15 protein-coding genes and 1 pseudogene are annotated in these 21617 nt (G+C 55.0%); 6 read left to right on the top strand and 10 right to left on the bottom strand.

All coding sequences use genetic code 11. The annotated features are described in order from the left end of the window. Positions 1 to 83: 83 nt before the first annotated feature. Entirely contained in the window at positions 84 to 1373 is a 1290-nt protein-coding gene (locus tag G6L28_RS04740; protein WP_210265772.1) for a lipopolysaccharide biosynthesis protein, read from the top strand. Further along, positions 1370 to 2458, top strand: a complete 1089-nt coding sequence (locus G6L28_RS04735) for a hypothetical protein (protein ID WP_174062642.1) — start codon at positions 1370 to 1372, stop codon at positions 2456 to 2458. The genes G6L28_RS04740 and G6L28_RS04735 overlap by 4 nt, the downstream gene beginning before the upstream one ends. Positions 2459 to 2467: 9 nt before the next feature. Here the strand turns inward: G6L28_RS04735 and G6L28_RS04730 are convergent, their stop codons facing one another. The 3 genes from G6L28_RS04730 to treZ all read right to left on the bottom strand — a co-directional run bounded on the left by G6L28_RS04730 (position 2468) and on the right by treZ (position 7563). Continuing rightward, positions 2468 to 4627 carry a glycoside hydrolase gene (locus tag G6L28_RS04730; RefSeq protein WP_174062641.1) on the bottom strand — a complete coding sequence of 720 codons (2160 nt, stop codon included), beginning with the start codon at positions 4625 to 4627 and terminating at the stop codon, positions 2468 to 2470. Next, entirely contained in the window at positions 4624 to 5619 is a 996-nt protein-coding gene (locus G6L28_RS04725) for a glycosyltransferase (protein ID WP_174062640.1), read from the bottom strand. The genes G6L28_RS04730 and G6L28_RS04725 overlap by 4 nt, the downstream gene beginning before the upstream one ends. 156 nt (positions 5620 to 5775) lie before the next feature. Further along, positions 5776 to 7563: a malto-oligosyltrehalose trehalohydrolase gene (gene treZ / locus G6L28_RS04720; protein WP_425292653.1), complete on the bottom strand. Its 1788-nt coding sequence runs from the start codon at positions 7561 to 7563 to the stop codon at positions 5776 to 5778. Between the two features lie 162 nt (positions 7564 to 7725). Between treZ and treY the strand changes: the two genes are divergently transcribed. Both treY and G6L28_RS04710 read left to right on the top strand, forming a co-directional pair. After that, positions 7726 to 10302, top strand: a complete 2577-nt coding sequence (gene treY, locus G6L28_RS04715) for a malto-oligosyltrehalose synthase (protein ID WP_174062638.1) — start codon at positions 7726 to 7728, stop codon at positions 10300 to 10302. A gap of 55 nt (positions 10303 to 10357) precedes the next feature. Next, positions 10358 to 10825, top strand: coding sequence for a heme-degrading domain-containing protein (locus G6L28_RS04710; protein ID WP_174062637.1), 468 nt, complete (start codon positions 10358 to 10360; stop codon positions 10823 to 10825). A gap of 45 nt (positions 10826 to 10870) precedes the next feature. On the opposite strand, the gene G6L28_RS04705 is transcribed toward G6L28_RS04710, so the two are convergent. The 7 genes and pseudogenes from G6L28_RS04705 to G6L28_RS04675 form a co-directional block, all read right to left on the bottom strand. Beyond that, on the bottom strand, positions 10871 to 11596 hold the full coding sequence (locus G6L28_RS04705; protein WP_174062636.1) for an amino acid ABC transporter ATP-binding protein: 726 nt from the start codon (positions 11594 to 11596) through the stop codon (positions 10871 to 10873). Next, positions 11574 to 12233, bottom strand: coding sequence for an amino acid ABC transporter permease (locus tag G6L28_RS04700; RefSeq protein ID WP_174062635.1), 660 nt, complete (start codon positions 12231 to 12233; stop codon positions 11574 to 11576). Before G6L28_RS04700 ends, G6L28_RS04705 begins: the two co-directional genes overlap by 23 nt. After that, a complete protein-coding gene (locus G6L28_RS04695; RefSeq protein WP_174062634.1) occupies positions 12230 to 12901 on the bottom strand; it encodes an amino acid ABC transporter permease in 672 nt (223 codons plus the stop codon). Before G6L28_RS04695 ends, G6L28_RS04700 begins: the two co-directional genes overlap by 4 nt. Positions 12902 to 12970: 69 nt before the next feature. Continuing rightward, positions 12971 to 13756 (bottom strand): transporter substrate-binding domain-containing protein, encoded by a 786-nt coding sequence (locus G6L28_RS04690; RefSeq protein WP_174062633.1) that lies wholly within the window; start codon positions 13754 to 13756, stop codon positions 12971 to 12973. 1 nt (position 13757) lies between these two features. Beyond that, positions 13758 to 14467, bottom strand: a pseudogene (locus tag G6L28_RS04685) (GntR family transcriptional regulator). Positions 14468 to 14665: 198 nt separating this feature from the next. After that, complete coding sequence (locus G6L28_RS04680; protein WP_174062632.1) at positions 14666 to 16999, bottom strand: EAL domain-containing protein; 2334 nt, start codon at positions 16997 to 16999, stop codon at positions 14666 to 14668. 153 nt (positions 17000 to 17152) lie between these two features. Then, positions 17153 to 17854: a GntR family transcriptional regulator gene (locus tag G6L28_RS04675; RefSeq protein WP_174062631.1), complete on the bottom strand. Its 702-nt coding sequence runs from the start codon at positions 17852 to 17854 to the stop codon at positions 17153 to 17155. A gap of 318 nt (positions 17855 to 18172) precedes the next feature. Between G6L28_RS04675 and G6L28_RS04670 the strand changes: the two genes are divergently transcribed. After that, positions 18173 to 19999 (top strand): dipeptide ABC transporter ATP-binding protein, encoded by a 1827-nt coding sequence (locus G6L28_RS04670; RefSeq protein ID WP_174062630.1) that lies wholly within the window; start codon positions 18173 to 18175, stop codon positions 19997 to 19999. Positions 20000 to 20038: 39 nt separating this feature from the next. Continuing rightward, a complete protein-coding gene (locus tag G6L28_RS04665; RefSeq protein WP_174062629.1) occupies positions 20039 to 21574 on the top strand; it encodes an ABC transporter substrate-binding protein in 1536 nt (511 codons plus the stop codon). Positions 21575 to 21617: the final 43 nt, after the last annotated feature.

Below are 21617 nucleotides of genomic sequence, written 5' to 3'. Positions count from 1 at the left end.
ATTATATACGAAACTACTAAATCACATAGTACGCTGAGAAAAGGTTTACGAGCCGGTTCTTTTTCGCGGTATGGAGATGAATGATGGGAACGGGCGAAAAAAAGAACAAGCCAAGGTTGATAGGGATGTTGCTGTCTTATAGCGCATCCTCCGCCAGCCTGTTAATCGCTAACGCAGCCCAACTTATTACCTTTGCTATTTTGGCCCGCTCGTTCGGCGCGGAAGAATTCGGGCGCTACGTTTCCTTCATCGCCATTACCAGCATTGCCGTGCATCTGTGCGGGCTTGGAGCATCGGAATGCATGGTGCGTCGCGTGCCACAGGACCCCGCGTGTTTTCCGAGTATATTCGGCCATAACCTTATTCTGACATTTGCAAGCGGTGCGGTCCTCGTCGCGCTCGGCACGCTCATCCTGCCCGAGTTTCTCTCCTTTGGTCAGACGCAGGGGGAAAATGTTTCCACTACATTTCAACTGCTGCTGACCAATGTCGTCCTCGTCCGGCTGATCATGCTCGGCGAAAGCATCTTTCTCGCGCATTCAAGATACGGCGCGGCCAACGCTTCTGTGGTGGGATTTGCTTTTATCCGCACAATCGCTGCAGTGTCGGCATGCATCGTCTTTCAAGTTTCGACCGTGGAAAGCTGGGCGACATGGCAACTTGGCGCTCACCTCTCCACGCTTGCGCTTTATTCGTTTTTCGCGTTCCGAATTGGTCGCCCTCAATATAACGTCGACCGTGATGAGATCAGGCTAGGACTGCTATTCGCAACGCCATTCATCTTCCGAGCCGTTCGTCAGAACGTCGACCTGCTCGTGCTGGGTTTCGTGGCTGGGGCCGAAACGGTTGGCAGCTATGGTGTGGCGAGGCGGATAACGGATAGCAGCTACATGGCTATCGATGCGTTGAACCGCCTCGTCTACCCCCGGCTTGCGGTGGCCAGCATGTCCGGCATCCATAACGCTTTCCGCCTCACCATCCGCCTGTTGGGCGTTGCCGTTGGGCTGGGCCTCGTCGCCGCCATCGTGATCTTTGCCTCCGCGTCTTTCATGCCACTGATTTTCGGTCCGGAATATGTGTCGCTGCCACACTTCCTCCAGATCATGGCGTGGCTGATCGTTTTGATCGCCATATGGTCAATCGCCGTCGATCTTTTGGGTGCGGCTGGGAGACACTCATCGCGGGCTTGGGTTTTGAACCTTTCCAACGGCATTGGCGCTATACTGATCGGCATAGCCGCATGGGTCTGGCCGCCCTACGGGATATTCATTGCCGCTTACGCCATCGAACTCAGCATCGTCATTGCTGCATGGCTGGTCGTGAAAGCCCATGTTGCCCGCTCACTGTCAAAAAGTCATGAGGTCCGCGTATGACAGATGATCAAACGACCCGGATAAGACCGGCAGAACCCGCCGATGTTTCGCAGATTGGTGAGCTGTTCACATGGGTATTCCGCAAAAATGCGAAGCCAGTCCGGGAAGACGTCGATGCTTATCTCTCCCGTCTTCTATTCACCCACCCGAACTATTCGCCTGAGAATGGCAGCATGGTATCGGTGGACAATGCCGGCAGCGTGAAAAGCGCGCTGGTAATTTTGCCGATGAGCTACAGGATCGACGAGGAGCCCGTAACCGCACGGCTCGCCTGCGCCTTCATGGCCGCCGAGGATGCCAGTCCGCGCAGTATCGCAGCGCTCATATTTCAGCTACGTCCCAGAGGAAATCAGATCAGCTTCTCGGACAGTGCGGCACCAGTCAGCATTTCTCACCTGAAAGCCATTGGCGGTGTTGAACTCCACGCACAGGGGCTGCGCTGGTACAAAGTTTTCAAACCCCTGCCCTCCGCTATCGGCTTCGTCAGGCGCAAGCTGGCAAACCGGATATCGTCGCTTGTCGGCATCGGGAAGCTCGCTGAAACGACCCTGTCGCTTGGGGCGAAATCGACGTCGGATCATAGTGTCTTCGAGGCAACCCCGGCACTTTACGCGGAATACGCCAACCGTTACCTCAGCAAAAACATCGTCGCACCCGTTTATAGCGCTGAGGTTCTGGAATGGACTGTCGATGCATCGAGCGGCGATGACGGACGAGGCAGATTGACCCTCGCCCAAGTCCTTGATGAGCATGGCGATATTGTGGGTGTGTTCTCGTTTGTCGGTGGATACGGCGGAGAGGCTCAGTTTCTCGATTTCCTTGCCGAAGACGGGAAAGCTGACAGTGTGCTGGACGCTGCCTTTGCAGCGCTGGAAAAGTCAGGCTTTGCCTTCGCGTCAGCACAATTGCGACCGGAGATGATCTCCTCACTCTCCACGCATAAGGATATCTGGTACAGACATGTCACTGGGGTTGCGGCAACATCCAGATCCGCTAACTTCAAGCAGGCAATGACGAATGGACAAGCCTACATCGGCGGCATAGCCGGTGAAAGCTGGAGCCGATTGGTTCGGGATTTTTATTGACAGAAGATGTTATCTCTTCTCGACCAAAAAGTACGTGGTTGGACCGTTGGGCGCATCGTTGGTCAGAGTGAATGGCACACGTCCGGCGGTGGTGACGATTGCAGGGTAGACGTGGCCGTCGAGGCCTACGGGCGAAACGGTGAAATCTCCGTCGCCTTCAAGCCGGACGCCGATTTGCAAACGCCGGATCAATACCGGAAGGCGACCGAAGTTTTCGATGATTGTCTGGTCCTGATCGCGGAATGCCATATCCGTATTGCGCGCATCGGAAGCCAGTATCAGTAGCTGCTTTCTGCTCTCTCCAAGCGGCAATCCATCCAGTGAAGACAGTGCAAAAAGGCCACGCCCATCTGCCGCTTGCAAGCTCACAGAACCGAGGTTAATCGAAGCGTCGATCGCGTTGAAGGCCAGTGCCTGGGTCATCGAAGTGCGCAGAGCGAGGCTTTTCGCGGGCACATTCAGTTGAAGTTCGTCCGTCTGGCTATGGACAAGACCGCTATCCAAATCAGATGGATGAGAAGCCCCGAGTTTCCCTTCGTTTTTGAGCCGTGCAACGATGCCCATCGGCGTTTGTCCATCCCGCACCGGCGAAACCGCTACCTCACCCTCCGAATGATTCTCTGGACCCTGAAGCCCGATGGCACCGAGCAGGCCAAGCCGCGTCAGCACTTCCGGTTCCATATCGTTGACGCCCGTTAACAGGTTGGAGCGACCATCAACCAGAAACGGAATTTGAAGCGATGCGGGCGCGGCGTCACCCCTACGAAAGATCAGTGCGGCGAGCGTTTCTCCGGCACGGGCAACCGGGTCGAGTGCAATCGCGTAGGGGAGCATCTGTTTCTTATGGGGGAAATCCTCACCATAGGACAAGATGATGGGGCCATGTGCGTGTCTGCACAGCCCATCCCAACCCTGCAAAGCAGCAAAAGCTGGCGCGGCGAGCCCCGCTTCGTAACGGTATGGGTTCCAGAACAGGTGGTCATACTCCGTGACGAAAAACGGTTTACCCAGCCACCGCGCTGCACCGATGGTTCGCAGGTACAGAAGCCCATCCTCCAGCGAGCTTTTGCCCTGAATGCCGGTGCCGGGCGTGTAGCCGTCCACCCAGTCCTGATAGGTATTCATCGCCACCGCTTCCTGAGCACGGCGAGTTACACCCGTCTGGATCGTCGGCCAGTTGTTATAAGGAAGGAAGATGCCGCGGAAACCTAGATCGCGGAGAGCTGTCGTCATGCGGCTGGCGGAGCGCTGCTCGACGTCGATGAAGAACGACTGAAGATCGCGCATACGCTCGCTACGCTCATAGCGGTTCGTTGGCAAAGCGACGGAGCGATCCGAAAGATTGCCATCCTTCCACCAGCCCCAATGTGCCGACAGTGCTTGATCAGTGCGGTATTTTTCCAAAAGCCAGTCGTTGAACAACGGCTTCAATCTTTCGGAAAATACGGAACCGCGAACGCCTTCCTGCATCATGGAATCGAATTCCACGCCGTTTTCGTTGAACGGCACTATGGCCACCAGCGCCGGATCGCGAATGGGCGCAATGCCCGTATGGGGATTGACCTTGGCGAGAAACAGTTGCTGGAACCGAAGCCAGTGATCGAAATCCACATCATCGATCTGCGCGCCGAGCTTTGAATCGCCCTTCACCTCCCAACGATCATCAAAGCCGCCATAAGCCCCCCGCGAGGAACTCAGGCCATCGATGATCCAGTAGATCCCATTCCGCTTCAGCGCTGCCATCAGATAGTGGATGCGGTCGAGAACCTCCGGGTTGAAATCGAAATCGTTCGCCCGGCCTTCCATCAAAGCAGCATCGACGTAGTGGAAGCGGGCAATGTTATAGCCGTGCATCTTCAATTGAGCGGCATAGCGATCCGCCGTCGCATGATCCGGGAAGCCGCCCGAGGCGGGGCTCCAGGCCAGCGAAGCGCACAGGAAACGCTGAGACGTTTCGCTGGCTGAAACCCGTGCCAGATTTCCGGCGGAATTAACGACGATGCGGGATTGCTCATCAATCGGTTCGTTTGGAAGAAGTGCGGAGAAATCGAGCGGACTGCCGCTTTGTAGCTCCAGGGACTGCACCCTGATCGGTAGCCATTCATCGGCAAACGAGGCAGGGCTCATGGACAGGCAAAAAAGAAGGCACGCAAGAAAGGCTTTTCTCATCGCGATTTCAACAGCCTGCTTTCGATCCACGCATCCGGCTTTTGGCGGGGACAAAAGAACCCCAGCGGCAATGCCGCCGCATGGAAACACCACGCCACGACGGCGTAAATGCCGAGCGAAACGCTTCGCTGCTTGATGCTCATCAAAATGACAGGGAGTAGAATCGTGATCAGAAATGCGAGGAAAACCAGACCATTGAAGAACCCCGCGACGAAGCACAGCAACAGTACTATCCACCACGCATAGACGCCTATCCAGAGCCGGACTTCCGGGAGCTCCTTCGTCAGTACATCTACCCGTCGCTGCTCCGTTCCCGCCCTTAGCAACTCGCCCACGCCTCTTAGGTATTTGGACGACCAGCGCCGCGTCAAAAGCACATAGGAGTTGATGCTGTGCCCAAAGTGATCCACGAACCGCCTGTCGAGCCGATAGAGCGTCCAGCCCTTTAGCCGCAAGCGCTGACCGAGATCGAATTCCTCATAACCATGAAGATTACGGTCGGAAAAATAGCCCGCCTCTTCGATGGCCGAGCGTCGATAAAGCCCGCCTCCGTTTAGCCTATCAAGCTCTCCGCTTCGATTTTCCGGCGCATTTCGCTGCACCCGGCGGGTAAATTCGAGATTGTCGAGATTGACCTCATTCACATGCCCACTGACACCCGCCACCTTGGGGTTATCATCGAGATAGGCGAGCGCAGCGGTTAAAAACGTAGGATCAAGCAGCATATCCCCGTCCATCAGGCATATGAACTCACCCTTGCTGTACTGGAACCCAAGCTGAGGCCCAATCCCGCAACTCGGCTTCGCAGGAGCTTCGATCTGCGCGATCACGACCGGATAGCGCGACGCAATCTCCACTGTTTTATCGCGCGAACCGCTGTCGGCAACGATGATCTCACCGTCGAGCCCTTCCAATGCCGTGACCACGCTTTCGATCGCCGCAGCGATACGCTTTTCTTCATTAAGCGTTTTCAAAATGACAGAAATCTTCAAATCCGCATCCGATAGCCATGAACGATTTCAACAGATTACATGTTCTGACGGATGCGTATATACGAATTCACTTAAATGATTAATGGTGCTTGGTGGTACGAAGACACAAAAATCCGGGGACCCGCCAAGACACCGATCATCTTGGACAGTGCGACGTCACACGAGGCTCCAGATAACCGTCCACGGCTGAAGCTGCCCCGCCACAAGACTTCCATATGCAAAGATGTGCTCAGTCTCCTGTAGGCCAGATATCGTAACCACTTCATCCGTAAGATTGGCCAAGAGGCGTAATTCTTTATCGTCTGCCGTTTTCCACGTCACGGTCACGGCCGCTCCGATCATCTCGAAACGCCCCGCCTCTACACCTTTCAGGAGTGGAACGATATGGCGATGGCGGGTTTCGATAAGCGACCGGTAGAAGGAAAGCATATCTAACGATGATGGCAACTCTGCTTTCGACCAGTCCAGCTTTGCAGAGGCAAACGTCTCGTAGGCAATCGGGTCTGGCAGATCGTCGCCATCAAAGCCTGGGAGACGAGATAATTCCTCTCGTCGTCCCTTTCGCACCTTGTCGTTTAAATCCTCGTTCAGCTCGCAAAAGAAGGGAAAGGGCTCCTCGGCACCCCATTCCTCTCCCATGAAAAGCATGGGAATTTGCGGAGCCAGAAGGTAAATCGCTGCGATTGCCTTCAACGGCTGCTCAGGGCGATACGTCGACATGCGATCACCCATGGCACGATTGCCAATCTGGTCATGGTTCTGAATGAAGGAGATGAAAGAGGTTGGTGGAAGATGCCGCGATGGCTTTCCCCGCTCGTCTCCCCGGTAGGGCATATGCTCTCCCTGAAAGACAAACCCTTCAGCCAGAGCCCAACCGAGATTTTCCTTATCATCCGCATAGTCCTGGTAATAACCAAAAGTTTCGCCGGTGGCCGCGATATGGAGCACATGGTGGATATCGTCGTTCCACTGTGCTGTATAAAATTCTGGCGATCCATCCTCCGCTCTGCCTATCAAGTCGCTGTCATTATCCTCGTTTTCCACGATGAGATGAACATGGCGATCGCCGGCTGCCTCACGGACCCGCCGTGCAAGCTCGTGGAGCAAATGCTCTTCGCTGTCATCCTGGACAGCATGGACGGCGTCTAGCCTAAGGCCATCCAACTGGTATGCACTTACCCAGTAAATCGCATTCTGGATGATGAATTCGCGGACGTGGCGTGACCCTTCGCCGTCATAGTTCACGCCTGCACCCCAAGGCGTGTGATGATTATCGGTGAAGATGGGAGCGTAACTAGGCATGTAATTCCCATCTGAGCCGAAGTGGTTGTAAACCACGTCCAGAAACACGCAGATGCCACGGGCGTGGGCTTCATCCACCAATGCCATCAGATGTTCCGGTCGCCCGTAGCTGCTTTCAGGCGCGTAGGGCAGAACGCCATCGTAACCCCAATTGTAACGCCCGGGAAAATCGCTGATGGGCATAAGCTGAATTGCGGTGACGCCAAGCTGCTGAAGATGCTCCAGCTTCTGGATGATCGACAGAAAACCGCCCTGCTCCGTGAACGCGCCGGGATGAAGCTCATAGATGACCATCTCCTCGAAGGGCCGCCCCTTCCAACCAGTGGTCTTCCAGCGGTAAGCGTTAAGGTCGATGACCTCGCTGGGGCCATGGACATCGCGGGGCTGAAACCGGGATGCGGGGTCTGGAATCTCAAGGCCGTCCGGCAATTGGAAACGATAGAGGCTACCGGGTTTTGCCTCCGCAGCACGGCGTTCGAACCAGCCATCCCCAACCGCCCGCATCTCATATTCGGGCCCATCCTCCAGCTTGAGCAAGATGCTTTTGTGAAGTGGCGCCCATATGCGAAAAAGCGTCCCGTCGTTCCTGACCACTGGCCCAAAATCGAAATCCATGAACAAAGACAAGCCTTTCCGATACATGAGAGGAGCCTGTCTAACTTCTCTCTTCTGAAATGGTTTCGCGCTCAAGAAATCAAATGCTTCGACAATATGACCAATATCCAGAGAGGGGTTTTCTCAGACACGAGATGGAACAAGATCGCGTGCATCAAGTTTCGCGTCATCTCCCACTGGAACCCTTCCATGAGCATTCCGACAGCAACGTACCGACTTCAGTTTCGCGACGGCATGACGTTTGATCGTGCGACAGCAATCATCCCCTATCTGAAAAAGCTGGGTATCAGCCACTTATATGCGTCGCCGATCTTCACCGCCACCAGCGGATCGACCCATGGATATGACGTGACCGATGCCAATGAAATCGACCCCGCAATCGGTGGTCGAGACGGCTTTGAGAGATTGGTAAAAAAACTGAAGGAGGAGGGATTAGAGCTCATCCTCGATATCGTTCCGAACCACATGGCCGCATCGCTGGAGAACTCCTGGTGGCGGGATGTGCTGGAGCATGGAAAGAATAGCGAATACGCGGGCCACTTCGATATCGACTGGTCCCGCCGCTTGACGCTGCCCGTGCTTGGAGAGGATTTCGAAGAAGCTCTGGCTATGGGCGAGATTACCATCGAACAGGACCCATCGAATGGGAAGCCTGCCTTGCGTTACTTTAACGCCTATTATCCTATCGATCCGGTTAGTATCGCTGATCAGGAAGGCGAACTGCTCGTGGCCGCTGACACGTCGAAGATTTCCGAGATTCACGACCGGCAAGCTTATCGTCTGATGTGCTGGCGGGATGCGAAGCGCGATCTTTCCTATCGACGCTTTTTTGAAGTCACCGGTCTGGCGGGCATTCGCGTGGAAGACGAGAAGGTCTTCAACGATAGCCACAGGCTTATATTGGAACTCGTTCGCAATGGTTCTGTTACCGGCCTGCGCATCGACCACATCGATGGTTTGGCTGATCCCAAAGGCTACCTCGAAAGGCTCCGCCGAGAAGTAGGCCCAGATTGCTACATAACAGTCGAGAAGATTCTTGGCGAAGAGGAGCAGCTACCCTCCGACTGGCCGGTCTCCGGCACCACGGGTTATGAGTTCATTGCCGCGCTCAGCAATCTCTTCACAGACGATGAAAAGCTGGATCAATTGCGTGCCGCATATGCGGAAACAAAGGGCCGGAACATCGACATGCGCGAGGAATTGCGCAACGCAAAAGTCTTGATGGCCGACCATAATTTCAAGGGGGAGTTTTTGAGGCTTCTATCGTTGGCGACGGAGATATTGCGAGCGGAACCCCATGCTCAGCAGTGGAGCGAGGATAATATCTCGGCGGCATTACGAGAACTGGTCGTCTCGTTTCCCGTCTACCGGACCTACGGCACAACGGAAGGCTTACCACTTGAAAGCGATAGAGTGCTGACCGAGGTGATCGAGACGATCAACAGCGGCGCGCATGCCCAGGATCAGACGATTTTGAAAGCTTTTCAACGCCTCTTGCGTGGAGAAACAAGGTCTGAAACAGAGCAACTGGCAAGTGAATTCCGGATTCGTTTCCAGCAGCTGACAGGCCCGTTGATGGCGAAATCGGTCGAGGACACGCTATTTTATCGTCAGAATGCCGCCTTGGCCCTAAATGAGGTAGGAGCGGAGCCACTTCCAAGCACCTACTCAGTCAATCGCTTCCATGACGAGATGGTCGAAAGACTGCAAAGCCAGCCGGATGGGCTTTCCACCACCTCGACACATGACACCAAACGCGGAGAGGATGCGCGGGCGCGGCTCTACACGGTCACAGAAGCTCCAACGGAATGGCAGCGGGCATTTCAACGCTGGCAAAGCATGAATGCATCGTTACGCACGTACCTCGATGACGGTGTAGCACCTGAAGCGTCGGTCGAGTGGATGCTTTATCAGGCTCTTCTCGGCGTCTGGCCGCATAATCTCGTGCCGAACGATATACAGGGCCTCGAAGCGCTTGAGGAGCGCTTCATTGCCTATGTCGAGAAAGCACTCCGCGAAGCGAAGCTACGCACGAACTGGGGTGACAGCAGCGACGCTTATGAGCAGGCGGTACTGGCCTATGTGGAGAAGCTTCTAGCACCAGAAAACATCGCCTTTCTAAAGGACTTTCAGGAGACAAGCGCTGTCTTCATGGAGGCCGGGCTTTCAAACAGCCTTTCACAAACCCTGATCAAACTGACGGCACCGGGTGTAGCCGACATTTATCAGGGGTGCGACGGGCTGGATTTCAGTCTGGTCGATCCCGATAACAGGCGCATGCCAGATTTCGACGCCTTATCGAAGCGTCTTGACGCACAGCCGGCGAAAATTAGTCTCACCGGTGAAAAGATCGACCCTGCGATCAAGCAGCACCTCATCGCCTTGGTGCTTAATCTGCGCAAAGCCGCACCCGACCTTTTCAGAAAGGGCGACTATCTGCCTTTGTCTGCGACAGGAAGAGGAACAAGCCACGTGGTATCGTTTGCAAGGCAGACATCGGACGACGCTGTAATCGTCATCGCACCTCGTCTGGTTCTGGATTCACTTCAGCGCGGGACGTCTCCGTTCGATGAGACCAGCATTGCCCTGCCCAGAGAGCTCGCCAATCAAAAATACGTCGATGTTCTGACGGGTGCTGAGTGGGCACTGGAAGACGCTATTTCACTTTCCAGTGTTGTGAAGACGCCCTATCTCGCGCTGCTGCGGAAACTACGAACAGCAAGCACTACCATGCGGGTAGCTGACAACGACGCTTCAATCGGGTAACTGGCTTGGCTGGACTGTATCCAGCAGTTGGTCCGAGCCAGTAGGGAACTGATTGATGACCATAGTCGAACCAACGATTGCCGAGCTGGTCGCGGAACAGGAGCGGCTGCGGTTGACGAAGTTCAACTACGATGTTGCGTGGGAGATCGGTAGCCGTATCCGGCAAGTCGCGGCCTCGAAAGCCATGCCCGTCGCAATCGAAGTTCGTCACGGCACGGATGTCGTGTTCGCCAGCCTGATTTCGGGTTCGACGATCGATAATTTTGACTGGACCCGCCGCAAATGCGCCGTGGCGCACCGCTTTCACAAAAGCTCGCTGCTTATCCGCCTGGAGTCGGAACGCGACGGCTACGATCTCAATGCTCGCTTCCGTATTCCTGCAGAAGATTATGTCGCAAGCGGAGGCGGCTTTCCGATCATCTTAAAAGGCGGCACACTCATCGACACAATTGGCGTCAGCGGCGTGCCTGACGTCGAAGACCACAGGCTGATTACCACCGTTCTTTCCGAGATGTATAACTGACGCTGCAATACTGGCCCCTAAAAATGAGGGCCAGTTCATTGTCGATTAAAGAACACCCAGAAACTGTTTCAACTCCTGGGTCTGCGGATTAGCGAAAACACTCCCGGGCGGCCCGATTTCATGGACTTTTCCCTCGTGCATGAAGACCACTCGCGAGCATACATCGCGCGCAAACTTCATTTCGTGGGTGACCATGACCAAGGTCATTCCCTCTGACGCCAATTCCCTCACAACCGATAGCACCTCTGCCACCAGTTCGGGATCAAGTGCCGAGGTGATCTCATCACACAACAGCGCCATGGGTTGCATGGCCAGAGCGCGGGCGATTGCCACACGCTGCTGTTGACCTCCGGAAAGTTCGTCGGGATAAGCATCGAATTTGTGAGCGAGCCCGACACGCTCAAGCATCTTGCGGGCCACGACTTCCGCTTCTGCCTTCGGCGTCTTTTTCACGACCGTTTGAGACACGATTACATTTCCGCCCACGGTGAGATGCGGAAACAGATTGAATTGCTGGAAAATCATTCCGACCTTCAGGCGAAGTGCCTTGAGGTGAAGGTCGTCATCGAGCAGTTGCGCACCGGCGACCGAGATGCTGCCGTCCGAAATCTGTTCGAGGCCGTTGATGCAGCGGAGCAGAGTGGATTTTCCCGAACCGCTCTTGCCGATGATCGCAATGACTTCGCCCGGCTCGATATCGAGATTGATGCCCTTCAACACTTCGTTGGCGCCGTAGCTCTTGCGAACTTCAGTGATTTCGATGAGCGACATTGAGTTTCCTTTCAAGCATCTGGCTGCTTTTCGAGAGAGGCCAGCACAGCGCAAAGTAGATCAGGGCGACGAGCCCGTAGACAGTGAATGGTTGGAAGGTGGCATTGGTCACGACCGTCCCGGCCTTCGATAGCTCTACAAATCCGATGATGGAGGTGACGGCAGTGCCTTTTATCACCTGGACCGAAAACCCAACCGTGGGCGGAACGGCGACACGCAGCGCTTGCGGAAGGATGATGTGGCGCATTTGCTGGAAACGACCCATAGCGAGACTGGAGGACGCTTCCCACTGGCCCTTCGCAATCGACTCCACGCAACCGCGCCAGATTTCAGTCAGAAACGCAGCCGCCCAGAGGATCAGCGTGAACCCGGCAGCTAACCAGGCTGCAACGTTTACCCCGAAGAGACCAAGGCCGAAGAACACCATGAAGAGCTGCATCAGCAGCGGCGTACCCTGAAACACCTCGACATAGTATTTGACGAATACGCGAAGCGACTTTTTCTTTGAAATGCGCAAAAACAAAAGGCCGAGAGCAATGATCGCACCGCCCACAAAGGAGACGAGCGACAGAAGGATAGTCCACCGCGCCGCCAGCAGAAGATTTCTGAGGATATCCCAAGTGGTAAACTCGATCATCGCGACGCCCTCCGTGGAAAAATCATGTTACCGACCTGAGTAAGAACCCAGCGCAGCAGGACCGCCAGAAACAGGTAGATAACAGTCGACACGGCATAGGCCTCGAAAGCCCGGAACGTTCGCGACTGAATGAAATTAGCGGCAAACGTCAGGTCTTCGGCCGCAATTTGCGATACGACTGAAGATCCCAGCATGACGATGACGACCTGAGACGATAGGGCTGGCCAGATGCGCTGAAGCGACGGCACAAGGACCACGTGCCGAAAAGTTTCGAAACGGCTCATCGCCAGGCTTGCACCTGCTTCGAATTGTCCTTTCGGCGTTGCCTGGATACCGGCTCGGATGATCTCACAACTGTAGGCACCGAGATTTATGATCATCGCTATGTTCGCTGCGGTTAGTTCCGACATTTGCAAACCAAGCGATGGCAATCCGAAAAATATGAAAAATAGCTGGATCAAAAACGGTGTGTTGCGAATAAGCTCGACATAAGTTGCGACGATGGGCTTTGCCCAGCGGGGGCCGAGCGCTCGGGTCCAGGCGCATACCGTACCAAGAGCGATGCCGATAACGCCGCCGACTGCGATCAACTGAAGCGTGATCACAATGCCTTTTAAAATTTGCGGGTAATATTCGGCAAGCCATCCGAATTCAAAGGTGTAATTCAAAACAAATTCTCCCCTGACGACCTTTACCCTGCCGCATCAAGGGAATGCGGCAAGGCACGGCGAACTGGTTTAAAGGTCCTTAGGAAGATCGGTCTTCAACCACTTTTGGGCGATCTGGTTCAGCGAACCATCGGCTTTCGCCGCTTCGATGATATCGTCGACTTTCTTCAGCAAAGCAGGCTCGTTTTTGTTGAGGCCAATGTAGCAAGGGGAGTTCTTGATCAGGAACTTCATTTCAGGCCGCTTCGGCGGGTTTCTCTCAAGAATAGCGGCGGCGACGACGTTACCTGTGGCAACGGCCTCTACCTGCCCCGACAGGAAAGCCGAGATCGTTCCGTTATTGTCTTCATACCGCTTGATTGTCGTGTCCGTCGGGGCAACCTTGGTCAATTCCAGATCTTCGACCGCTCCTCTGGTGACGCCGACGGTCTTTCCGGCCAGATCTTCCGCTTTGGTAACGGCAACGTCTGCAGGAGCGAACACGCCGTTGAAAAACGGCGCGTAGGCAATCGTGAAGTCAATCACCTTTTCACGATCCGGGTTTTTGCCCAGGCTGGAAATAACCAGATCGACCTTGTTTGTCTGGAGATAGGGGATGCGGTTCGCGCTCGTCACGGGCACAAGCTCGACCTTCACGCCAAGCTTTTCACCGATCAGGTTCGCAACATCGATATCGTAACCCTGTGGGGTCATATCGGCACTGACGCTACCAAAAGGTGGAAAGTCCTGAGGGACAGCCACACGGATTGTTCCACGGCTGGAAATATCCGAAAGCGCGTCCGCAAAAGACGGAGCGGAAAAATTGAGGCCCGCCGCAAGCGTGGCAATGGTCAGAAATAAGCGTCTGTTCAACATATTACGTCCTTTCAAGTGAGGTGATGGAAGGTAGAGAAAGAGAGTTACGAAGGTCCGCCAGCGGATCGAGCGGACGGGAAAGATCAAGGCCGGTTTCAACCTCGTCGAGATGCAGGATCGCGAATTCGGCGGCGCTTTTGAAATCACCAGCCACCATTGCCTCGAATATTCGGCAATGACCTTCATGCGACTGGGCGGCGTGGAAGTCGGACTGGTAGAGCATCGAAATAAGAACGGTGCGGGCGGTAAGGTTTCGCAGTGTTTCCACGATGATCTCGTTGCCTGCGATCTCGGCAATGCGAATGTGAAAATCACCCATCAAGACAGTCAAGCGCTGCCTGTCGCCCTCCGCCATTGACCGCTTTTCTTCGGCGAGGTGTTCTTCAAGGATGGCGCGTCCTGCGTCGGAAAGAACAGACATGTTGCGTAACAGCCCGAATTCGATGACACGACGCGCGGAGTAAACCTTCATAGCCTCCTCTGCCGAAGGCTCGACCACGTACCATCCGCGTCTCGGCTTGACAGTGACGATGCCTCTGCCCTGCAACTTCAGCATCGCTTCCCGGATCAAAGTCCGCGAAACACCGAATAGCACCGCCAGTTCGGTCTCGCCAATCGAGCGCCCGGCTTGATTCGTGCGGATAGGATGCCCGAGATGACCGACGTTTCGATAGAGTTGTGAAGAGCGTGTTCCGCGTTTCTGTCTTGCATACAAGCGTGAAATGCAATCTGCGTGCCAAGTCGAATGACGCTGCATTTTCACGACAGTTGCCGACGCGGGCTAAAAATTAAGCAAAAAGCTGCGCACGGCGCAGCCAACATGATCTAATTAGATGGCATCTTAACGATGTCCAACGATACTGCGGGAACACGAGCGCAGTCTTGATGACAAGTCTTGAAACCAGGAAGTCAGCTAGAGACCGCTTCCCCCACCAAACGCTTTTGCTGAACGAGCGAGCAAGGCTTTCCGAACAGGTAGCCCTGAGCTTGCGTGCAGCCTTCGTCCATGACCATGCGATACTGACTGTCAGTCTCGATACCCTCTGCGGTGACAGGAAGGTCGAGACTGCGGCCGAGGCCGATGATGGCGCGGACGATGGAATGTGCGTTCTCATCCTCTTTCATGGCGGCAATGAAGCTTCGGTCGATCTTGATCTTGTCGAAGGGGAAGCTTCGCAGATTGCTCAAGGAAGAATAGCCCGTGCCGAAATCGTCCATGACAATCGTTATTCCGAGCGCCTTCAGCTGACGCATCGTTGCAAGGGTGGACATTCTATCCTTCAGCAACGCGGATTCGGTGACTTCCAACTCCAGACGTTTCGGAGACAGCCCGGTTTTTTCAAGCGTGGAGCAGATCGTGTAGACGAGACTATTCACTGAAAACTGAACCGGCGAGATATTCACGGCAATCCTGAGGTGCGGCTCCCAATTTACCGCTGCCGAGCAGGCTTCGTTCAGTATCCATTCGCCCAGCGCAATGATGAAACCGGTCTCTTCCGCGATGGGAATGAAAACGTCTGGCGGCACGGATCCGCGCGTGGAGTGACGCCAGCGCACAAGTGCTTCGTAACCTGCCAGAGCCCCTGTTTCTACCGAATGGACGGGTTGATAGAGCAGCTCCAGTTCGTTTCGGCTGATAGCCTGCCGCAAATCAGATTCGAGGCGGCGGCGTTCGCGGGTTTCCTGATCCATAACGGGATCATAAAAGGCAACGACGCCACGGCCATTCAGCTTTGCGCGATAAAGCGCCATGTCTGCGGCGTGCATCAGTGTCTCGTTGTCGTCACCGTCTGTTGGAAAATTGGCGATGCCAATGGTCACGCCCACAGCGGTCGGATCGCTGACAGCGTCCATCTTGAGACGAAATCCGGAAAGAATGCGCTCACCCAACTCCTTGGCATCGTCACGGGACGTTCCGCTGGACGTCATGATCGCAAATTCATCACCACCCAGCCGCGCCACAAGATCACCGGGGCGAACGCAGTCCCTGAGAATACAGGCGACATCCTTCAGCACGCGGTCGCCTTCAGCATGGCCGAAAAGGTCATTCACCGTTTTGAACCGGTCAAGATCGAGCGCCAGTAGCGCAAACCCCTCCCCCGCATTCAACTTGGATATCTGCATGCTCAAGCGCTCATGGAACAGCGAACGGTTGGCGAGCCCGGTCAGGATGTCATAGCGCGCAAGATATTCGATTTGTCTTTGCGCACGCCGCTTTTCGGTTAGATCTCGCACGGCAAGGACCTGCGAGGGGCGTCCACGATACTCGATGGTACGAACGGCAAGCTCGAAATGCCGTGTTTTGTCGCCAACCTTCGGCATTGCTTCCACTGCGGCAATTCTCGGCAAGTCCGCAGGCAAACCGTCTTCGGCAAGGAGAAACTCTTCCACCTTACGTCCGATGAAACTCGTGTCCTGATCTTCGAAGAGATCCGCAAAGCGAGTATTGACCTCAACGATATAACCGTCCCGCACCACGGCGATACCGTTCAAGGTTGCATCTACCAAACCCTTGAGATCGACGAGATATCGGTCGATAAGGGCGGCGGCAGCGGTAATCGCAAGAATAGCGAAAGTGACGCCACTGATTGCCACGACCAGTAACATTCGGTCAGACCCACCAGTGCTGGGGCCTTGCAGGCCGGGATCGGGCAAAAGGATGGTTGATGACATTGCTGTGAAATGCAGCGCCAGAACACCTATTATAGCAAAAAACGATGACGACGTTACGCGCCGCCAGCCCTGCGAACGCCCGAACTGCCAGAACGACGCCGAAAATAGCGCGGCAGCAACCACCGTTCCCACCAGAATAGGCGTCCACTCATACCTTACGGTCGCGGCAACCTGCATGCCCTGCATCCCCATAAAATGCATGGCAGCAACGGTTAGCGTAACAATGGCACCTGCTACAGCCGGAGATTTGACCGTTTCAGAATGAACAGTAAGGCATATCCAAAAACCGAGAACGGCTATAAGTGCCGAAACTGCCGTGAAAGGGAAATCGAAACCAATCGGCACGCTGCCCTGGTATGCAAGCATCGCGATGAAATGTGTACCCCACACGCTAAGACCGGACGCGAAGGCCCCGATTGCCAGCCAGTATGGCCGTCGTTTCGGCGGGCTATCCTCGGCCCGCAGCATGAGGTTAAAGCAGGACAGCATCCCCAGCAGAATAATAACTCCTGCCAGCACCACTATCCGGCGATCATGTTGTACTGCAACACATTCAAACACGGCGAACAATGCTAAGCACCCCCGATAACAATAACGTTTCGATCAATACCATTAGTATCCTTAAATTTAGTAATTACTAATTCAACTTCTTATCCGTCATTTTTTCTTGAGACACCAAGATGACCAAAGCGGATTAGCTGCCAGACAGGTTTCTACCGGATGTTATGCTTTTGTCACCCGCGAATAGGCAGCGAGAATAAATCGTTCTGCACGTAGTAAATAATCTTCCAAAAGTCGGGCGGCTTCCGATGGCTGCCCATTTTCCAGATGAGCAAGAATAGCCGCATTCTGCTCTATAAAGGGACCATGCAAATATTCAGGGTCACGAAGCAGACCGAACACGAGGCGCAACTCCAAAGACACCTGCGCGTAAAACGCCGATAGACGGGGGCTATCGGCCAACTCAACGATTGCCAAATGGAAGGCGATATCGGCGCTTCCCACACGCAGCCATTCTCCGGCGCTACGAAATGCGTTCGCATCTTCGACCGCCGCGCGCATCTTTTTGACGCTGGGATGGCTTGCATGCGCTCCGGCTATGGCTGGACATTCGATGACACGCCGCACCCGATAGATATCCATGATCGTGGATATGCTCGGCGTCGATACAAATACGCCGCGATTGGCCTCGTGTCGCAGAACACCCTCTTTCGTCAAAAGACGAAAGACTTCTCGCAAAGTATTGCGAGAAATCTGCAATTCCTCGCATAACGCTACTTCGGACAAATGACTACCGGGCGGCAGAACACCGGAAACGACGCGTTCACGAATACCGGCGGCAGTCGCTTCAGCCAGCGTCAGTGTCGTTTCCTGACCGGTCGCCGATTGGGCGACATTGGTTTTTGCGAGTTTAGCCTGCTTCATTCGATTTCCCCGCTCGGGCTTTGCCAAAGCATTTGATTCCCTACAGGATCACCATGCCTCGCCATACAACGTAAGGACAAGCTGAACGAGCAAAATGTTAGAGCTGCCGGGTAGATGCCGAATCCCTTTGCGCCTTGAAAAGATTATTGTAGAGCGCAACAAAAAATATTGATCAACAATATGGATAACATTGTCGTTTATGTTAGAAAGACCTCACCGAAATAATTAGGGGCATTATTCCGCAGTCGGGCCTGACAATTTTTTCGGACATATTTGCCGCGTCTCTTCGGCATACCCTTCTAAAGTAGAGATCAAACCGTGACGAACGCAACAGATATCTCAAGCCCGCTTCTTTCCGTCTTGGATTTGACGGTCCGTTTCGGTGACAATCGCGTGGTGGAAAATCTTTCCTTCAGCGTCGCGCCGGGAAGGACAGTTGCTGTTGTCGGAGAATCCGGCTCCGGCAAATCCGTCACCTCGCTCTCCGTCATGCGACTGGCGGACATGATGGGCGCAAACTTCGAGAGCGGCAGCATCACCTTCAACGGCAAGGATTTGCTGCAGGTTTCGCAAAAGGACATGCGCGCCATTCGCGGCAAGGAGATCGCAATGATCTTCCAGGAGCCGATGACGTCACTGAACCCGGTCTTCACCATTGGCGACCAGATTTGCGAAGTTTTGCAACTGCACGAAAAGCTGACCAAGACCGCCGCCATGGCGGAAGCGCAGCGCCTTTTGGAAATGGTGCGCCTGCCGGATGCGGAGGCACTTCTAAAGCGCTATCCGCACCAGCTGTCCGGCGGCATGCGCCAGCGTGTGATGATCGCCATGGCACTGGCCTGCCGCCCGAAGCTGCTGATCGCGGACGAACCGACAACGGCGCTCGACGTAACCATACAAGCGCAAATCCTCAATATCATGCGCGATCTGCAAAAAGATCTCGGCATGGGAATGGTCTTCATCACCCATGACATGGGCGTCGTTGCAGAAATGGCCGATGATGTCGTGGTTATGTGGAAGGGAAAGAAGGTCGAGGAAGGCCCAGTTCGCGAAATCTTTGCCAATCCGAAGCATCCCTACACCCGCGCGCTTCTCTCTGCCGTACCGAAACTCGGCAGTCTCAGGGGTGAAGATTTCCCCAAGCGCATGCCTCTGACTGTTCTGGAAGATGGCGAACCGAAGACGGTCGGTGAAGAGCGTATCCAGCACACGGCGCGCTACGACGATCCGCCGCTGCTTTCGGTACGCGATCTTTTCGTGCGCTTCGACATTCGCAAGAACCTTTTCGGCAAGGCAACACATCGCCTGAGCGCGGTCCAGAATGTCAGCTTCGATATCCATCCGGGGGAAACGCTGGCTCTAGTAGGTGAATCCGGCTCTGGAAAATCGACCATTGGACGCACGATCCAGCAATTGCAGAAGTCGCTATCCGGCGAGATTTCCTTCAATGGCAAGATTTATTCGCTGATGTCTGCTTCCGAGCGTTTTCGCGTCCGGCAGGAAGTGCAGTACATCTTCCAAGACCCGTTTGCCTCGCTCGATCCGCGCAAGACCGTCGGATTTTCGATTGCCGAGCCGATCAACACGCATGGCCTCATCCTTGGCTCCAAGAACGTTCGTCGCCGCGTGGATGAATTGCTGGAGCGCGTCGGCCTGTCATCCGAACATGCTGACCGCTATCCGCATGAGTTTTCCGGCGGGCAGCGCCAGCGTGTCTGCATCGCTCGCGCACTGGCTTCCGATCCGAAGCTCATCATTGCGGACGAAGCGCTTTCAGCGCTCGATGTCTCTATTCAGGCACAGATCATCAATCTGTTCATGGATTTGCAGGCCGAACGCGGTCTCGCCTATCTGTTCATTAGCCATGATATGGCCGTGGTGGAGAAGATGAGCCACCGGGTCGCGGTGCTTTATCTTGGCCAGATCATGGAAATGGGCAGCCGCCGTCAGGTGTTCGAGACGCCGATGCACGACTACACCCGCCGCCTGCTTTCCGCAGTGCCGGTCGCCGACCCGACGGTTGAGCGCAAGAGCACACTCATCGAAGGCGACATTCCGAACCCGGTTCGAAAGGTCGGAGACGAGCCGCCGATCCTTCACCATGAGGAAATCAATCCGGGCCATTTCATCGCCAGAAGTGCCTGAACAAACCACCTTTCACACCATCTGAAGAGGAAACAGAAGATGAGAAAAATCAAAAGGGGAATGAGTGCTGCTCTTACCGCACTGGCACTGTCCGGCGTTGCATTTGCAGCTTCGCCAGCACTTGCCGCGGGCAAGATGACGATTTCCAGCCCACAGGACCCGGGCAGCTGGGATCCCATAGATACGTTTCTGGTGCAGTGGGCTGCCGTCTCCACCAATATCTTCGATGGCCTGACCTACCGCGGACCAGACCTGAAGCTGGTTCCCGGCCTTGCTGAATCCTGGGAAGAATTGGACGAAGGCAAGCGTATCCGCTTCAAGCTTCGCCAGAACGTGAAGTTCCACAATGGCGAGCCCTTCAACGCGGAAGCCGTGAAGTTTACCTTCGACCGTCTACTCGGCGAAGAAGGCGCCAAGGGTCCGCAGCGTTCCAACTATACGGCCATTGCCAGCGTCGATATCGTGGACGAAAACACGGTAGACATGAAGCTCAAGTCGCCCGATCCGGTTCTTCTGACGAAGCTTGCCGGTTACGGCGCAATGATCGTTCCGCCGAAATACATCAAGGAAAAGGGCGAAGACAACTTCAACCTCAACCCTGTCGGCACCGGTGCGTTCAAGTTCGTGTCCTATGCACCGAAGGTCAACATCAAGCTGGAAGCCAACCCGGATTACTGGGGCGGTGCGCCGAAGCTTTCCGAACTCGAATACCGTTTCATCGCAGAGCCTGCGACTGCCGTTGCCGAGCTTCAGGCAGGCCGCGTCGATCTCGTCATTCCGCCGACCATTCCAATCGGCATGATCCCGGTCGTGCAGGGCGATTCCAACCTCGAAATCGTCAGCGTTCCCGGCCCGACTGTCGATGCGCTGCGCTTCAACACGCGCGACGGCATCACCAAGGACCCGAAGGTTCGCCAGGCCATCATCATGGCAGTGGATCGCGGCACGATCGTCAAGTCTATCCTTGCCGGTCAGGGCTCGGAAATCGCAAGCTTCCAGAGTGCCCTGTCCTTCGGCTACGATCCAGACCTGAAGCCCGTTGCTTATGATCCGGAAGGCGCAAAGAAGCTTCTAGCGGAAGCTGGCGTAAAGTCGGGTGCGACATTGCAGATCGACATTCGCGGCAATGACGCGACGATGAACGAAGTGGCGCAGGTCGTTGCCAGCTACCTCCAGATGGTCGGCATCACCGCCACCATCAAGCCTTACGAAACCAACGTACTGCTGAACGACATCATCCCGCAGGGTAAGACCGGCGCGATGTTCCAGCAGAAGTGGGGCGGCTGGACGTTCGATTACGACAACACGGCCTATTCCATGTACCACTCCGGTGAAAAGTGGAACCCATACGAAAAGGACGAGACGCTGGACAAGCTGCTGGAATCCCAGCGCCCACTGACGGACCGTTCCGAGCGTGAGAAGATCCTCAAGGAAATCGGCAAGTATACCGCCGAGAAGGCGCTTGAGCTTCCGCTTTACAACACCAACGCGATCTACGGCATCAGCAAAAGGGTCAAGGGCTTCGTACCTGCGCCAGACAACCGCCTGAAGCTGACCGACGTCACCGTCGAGTAATTGCCAATGCTGACGCCGTGGCAATACGCTGCGGCGTCATACC

Source organism: Agrobacterium larrymoorei (assembly GCF_013322225.1).
Classification (GTDB): domain Bacteria; phylum Pseudomonadota; class Alphaproteobacteria; order Rhizobiales; family Rhizobiaceae; genus Agrobacterium; species Agrobacterium larrymoorei_A.
This window is presented reverse-complemented; position numbering and strand designations above follow the sequence as displayed.

Excerpts from the sequence above, each read along its gene's own strand:
- G6L28_RS04740 (WP_210265772.1), top strand. The coding sequence starts at position 84 with ATGGGAACGGGCGAAAAAAAGAACAAGCCAAGGTTGATAGGGATGTTG.
- G6L28_RS04735 (WP_174062642.1), top strand. The coding sequence starts at position 1,370 with ATGACAGATGATCAAACGACCCGGATAAGACCGGCAGAACCCGCCGAT.
- G6L28_RS04730 (WP_174062641.1), bottom strand. The coding sequence starts at position 4,627 with ATGAGAAAAGCCTTTCTTGCGTGCCTTCTTTTTTGCCTGTCCATGAGC.
- treZ (WP_425292653.1), bottom strand. The coding sequence starts at position 7,563 with ATGTATCGGAAAGGCTTGTCTTTGTTCATGGATTTCGATTTTGGGCCA.
- treY (WP_174062638.1), top strand. The coding sequence starts at position 7,726 with ATGAGCATTCCGACAGCAACGTACCGACTTCAGTTTCGCGACGGCATG.
- G6L28_RS04710 (WP_174062637.1), top strand. The coding sequence starts at position 10,358 with ATGACCATAGTCGAACCAACGATTGCCGAGCTGGTCGCGGAACAGGAG.
- G6L28_RS04705 (WP_174062636.1), bottom strand. The coding sequence starts at position 11,596 with ATGTCGCTCATCGAAATCACTGAAGTTCGCAAGAGCTACGGCGCCAAC.
- G6L28_RS04700 (WP_174062635.1), bottom strand. The coding sequence starts at position 12,233 with ATGATCGAGTTTACCACTTGGGATATCCTCAGAAATCTTCTGCTGGCG.
- G6L28_RS04690 (WP_174062633.1), bottom strand. The coding sequence starts at position 13,756 with ATGTTGAACAGACGCTTATTTCTGACCATTGCCACGCTTGCGGCGGGC.
- G6L28_RS04675 (WP_174062631.1), bottom strand. The coding sequence starts at position 17,854 with ATGAAGCAGGCTAAACTCGCAAAAACCAATGTCGCCCAATCGGCGACC.
- G6L28_RS04665 (WP_174062629.1), top strand. The coding sequence starts at position 20,039 with ATGAGAAAAATCAAAAGGGGAATGAGTGCTGCTCTTACCGCACTGGCA.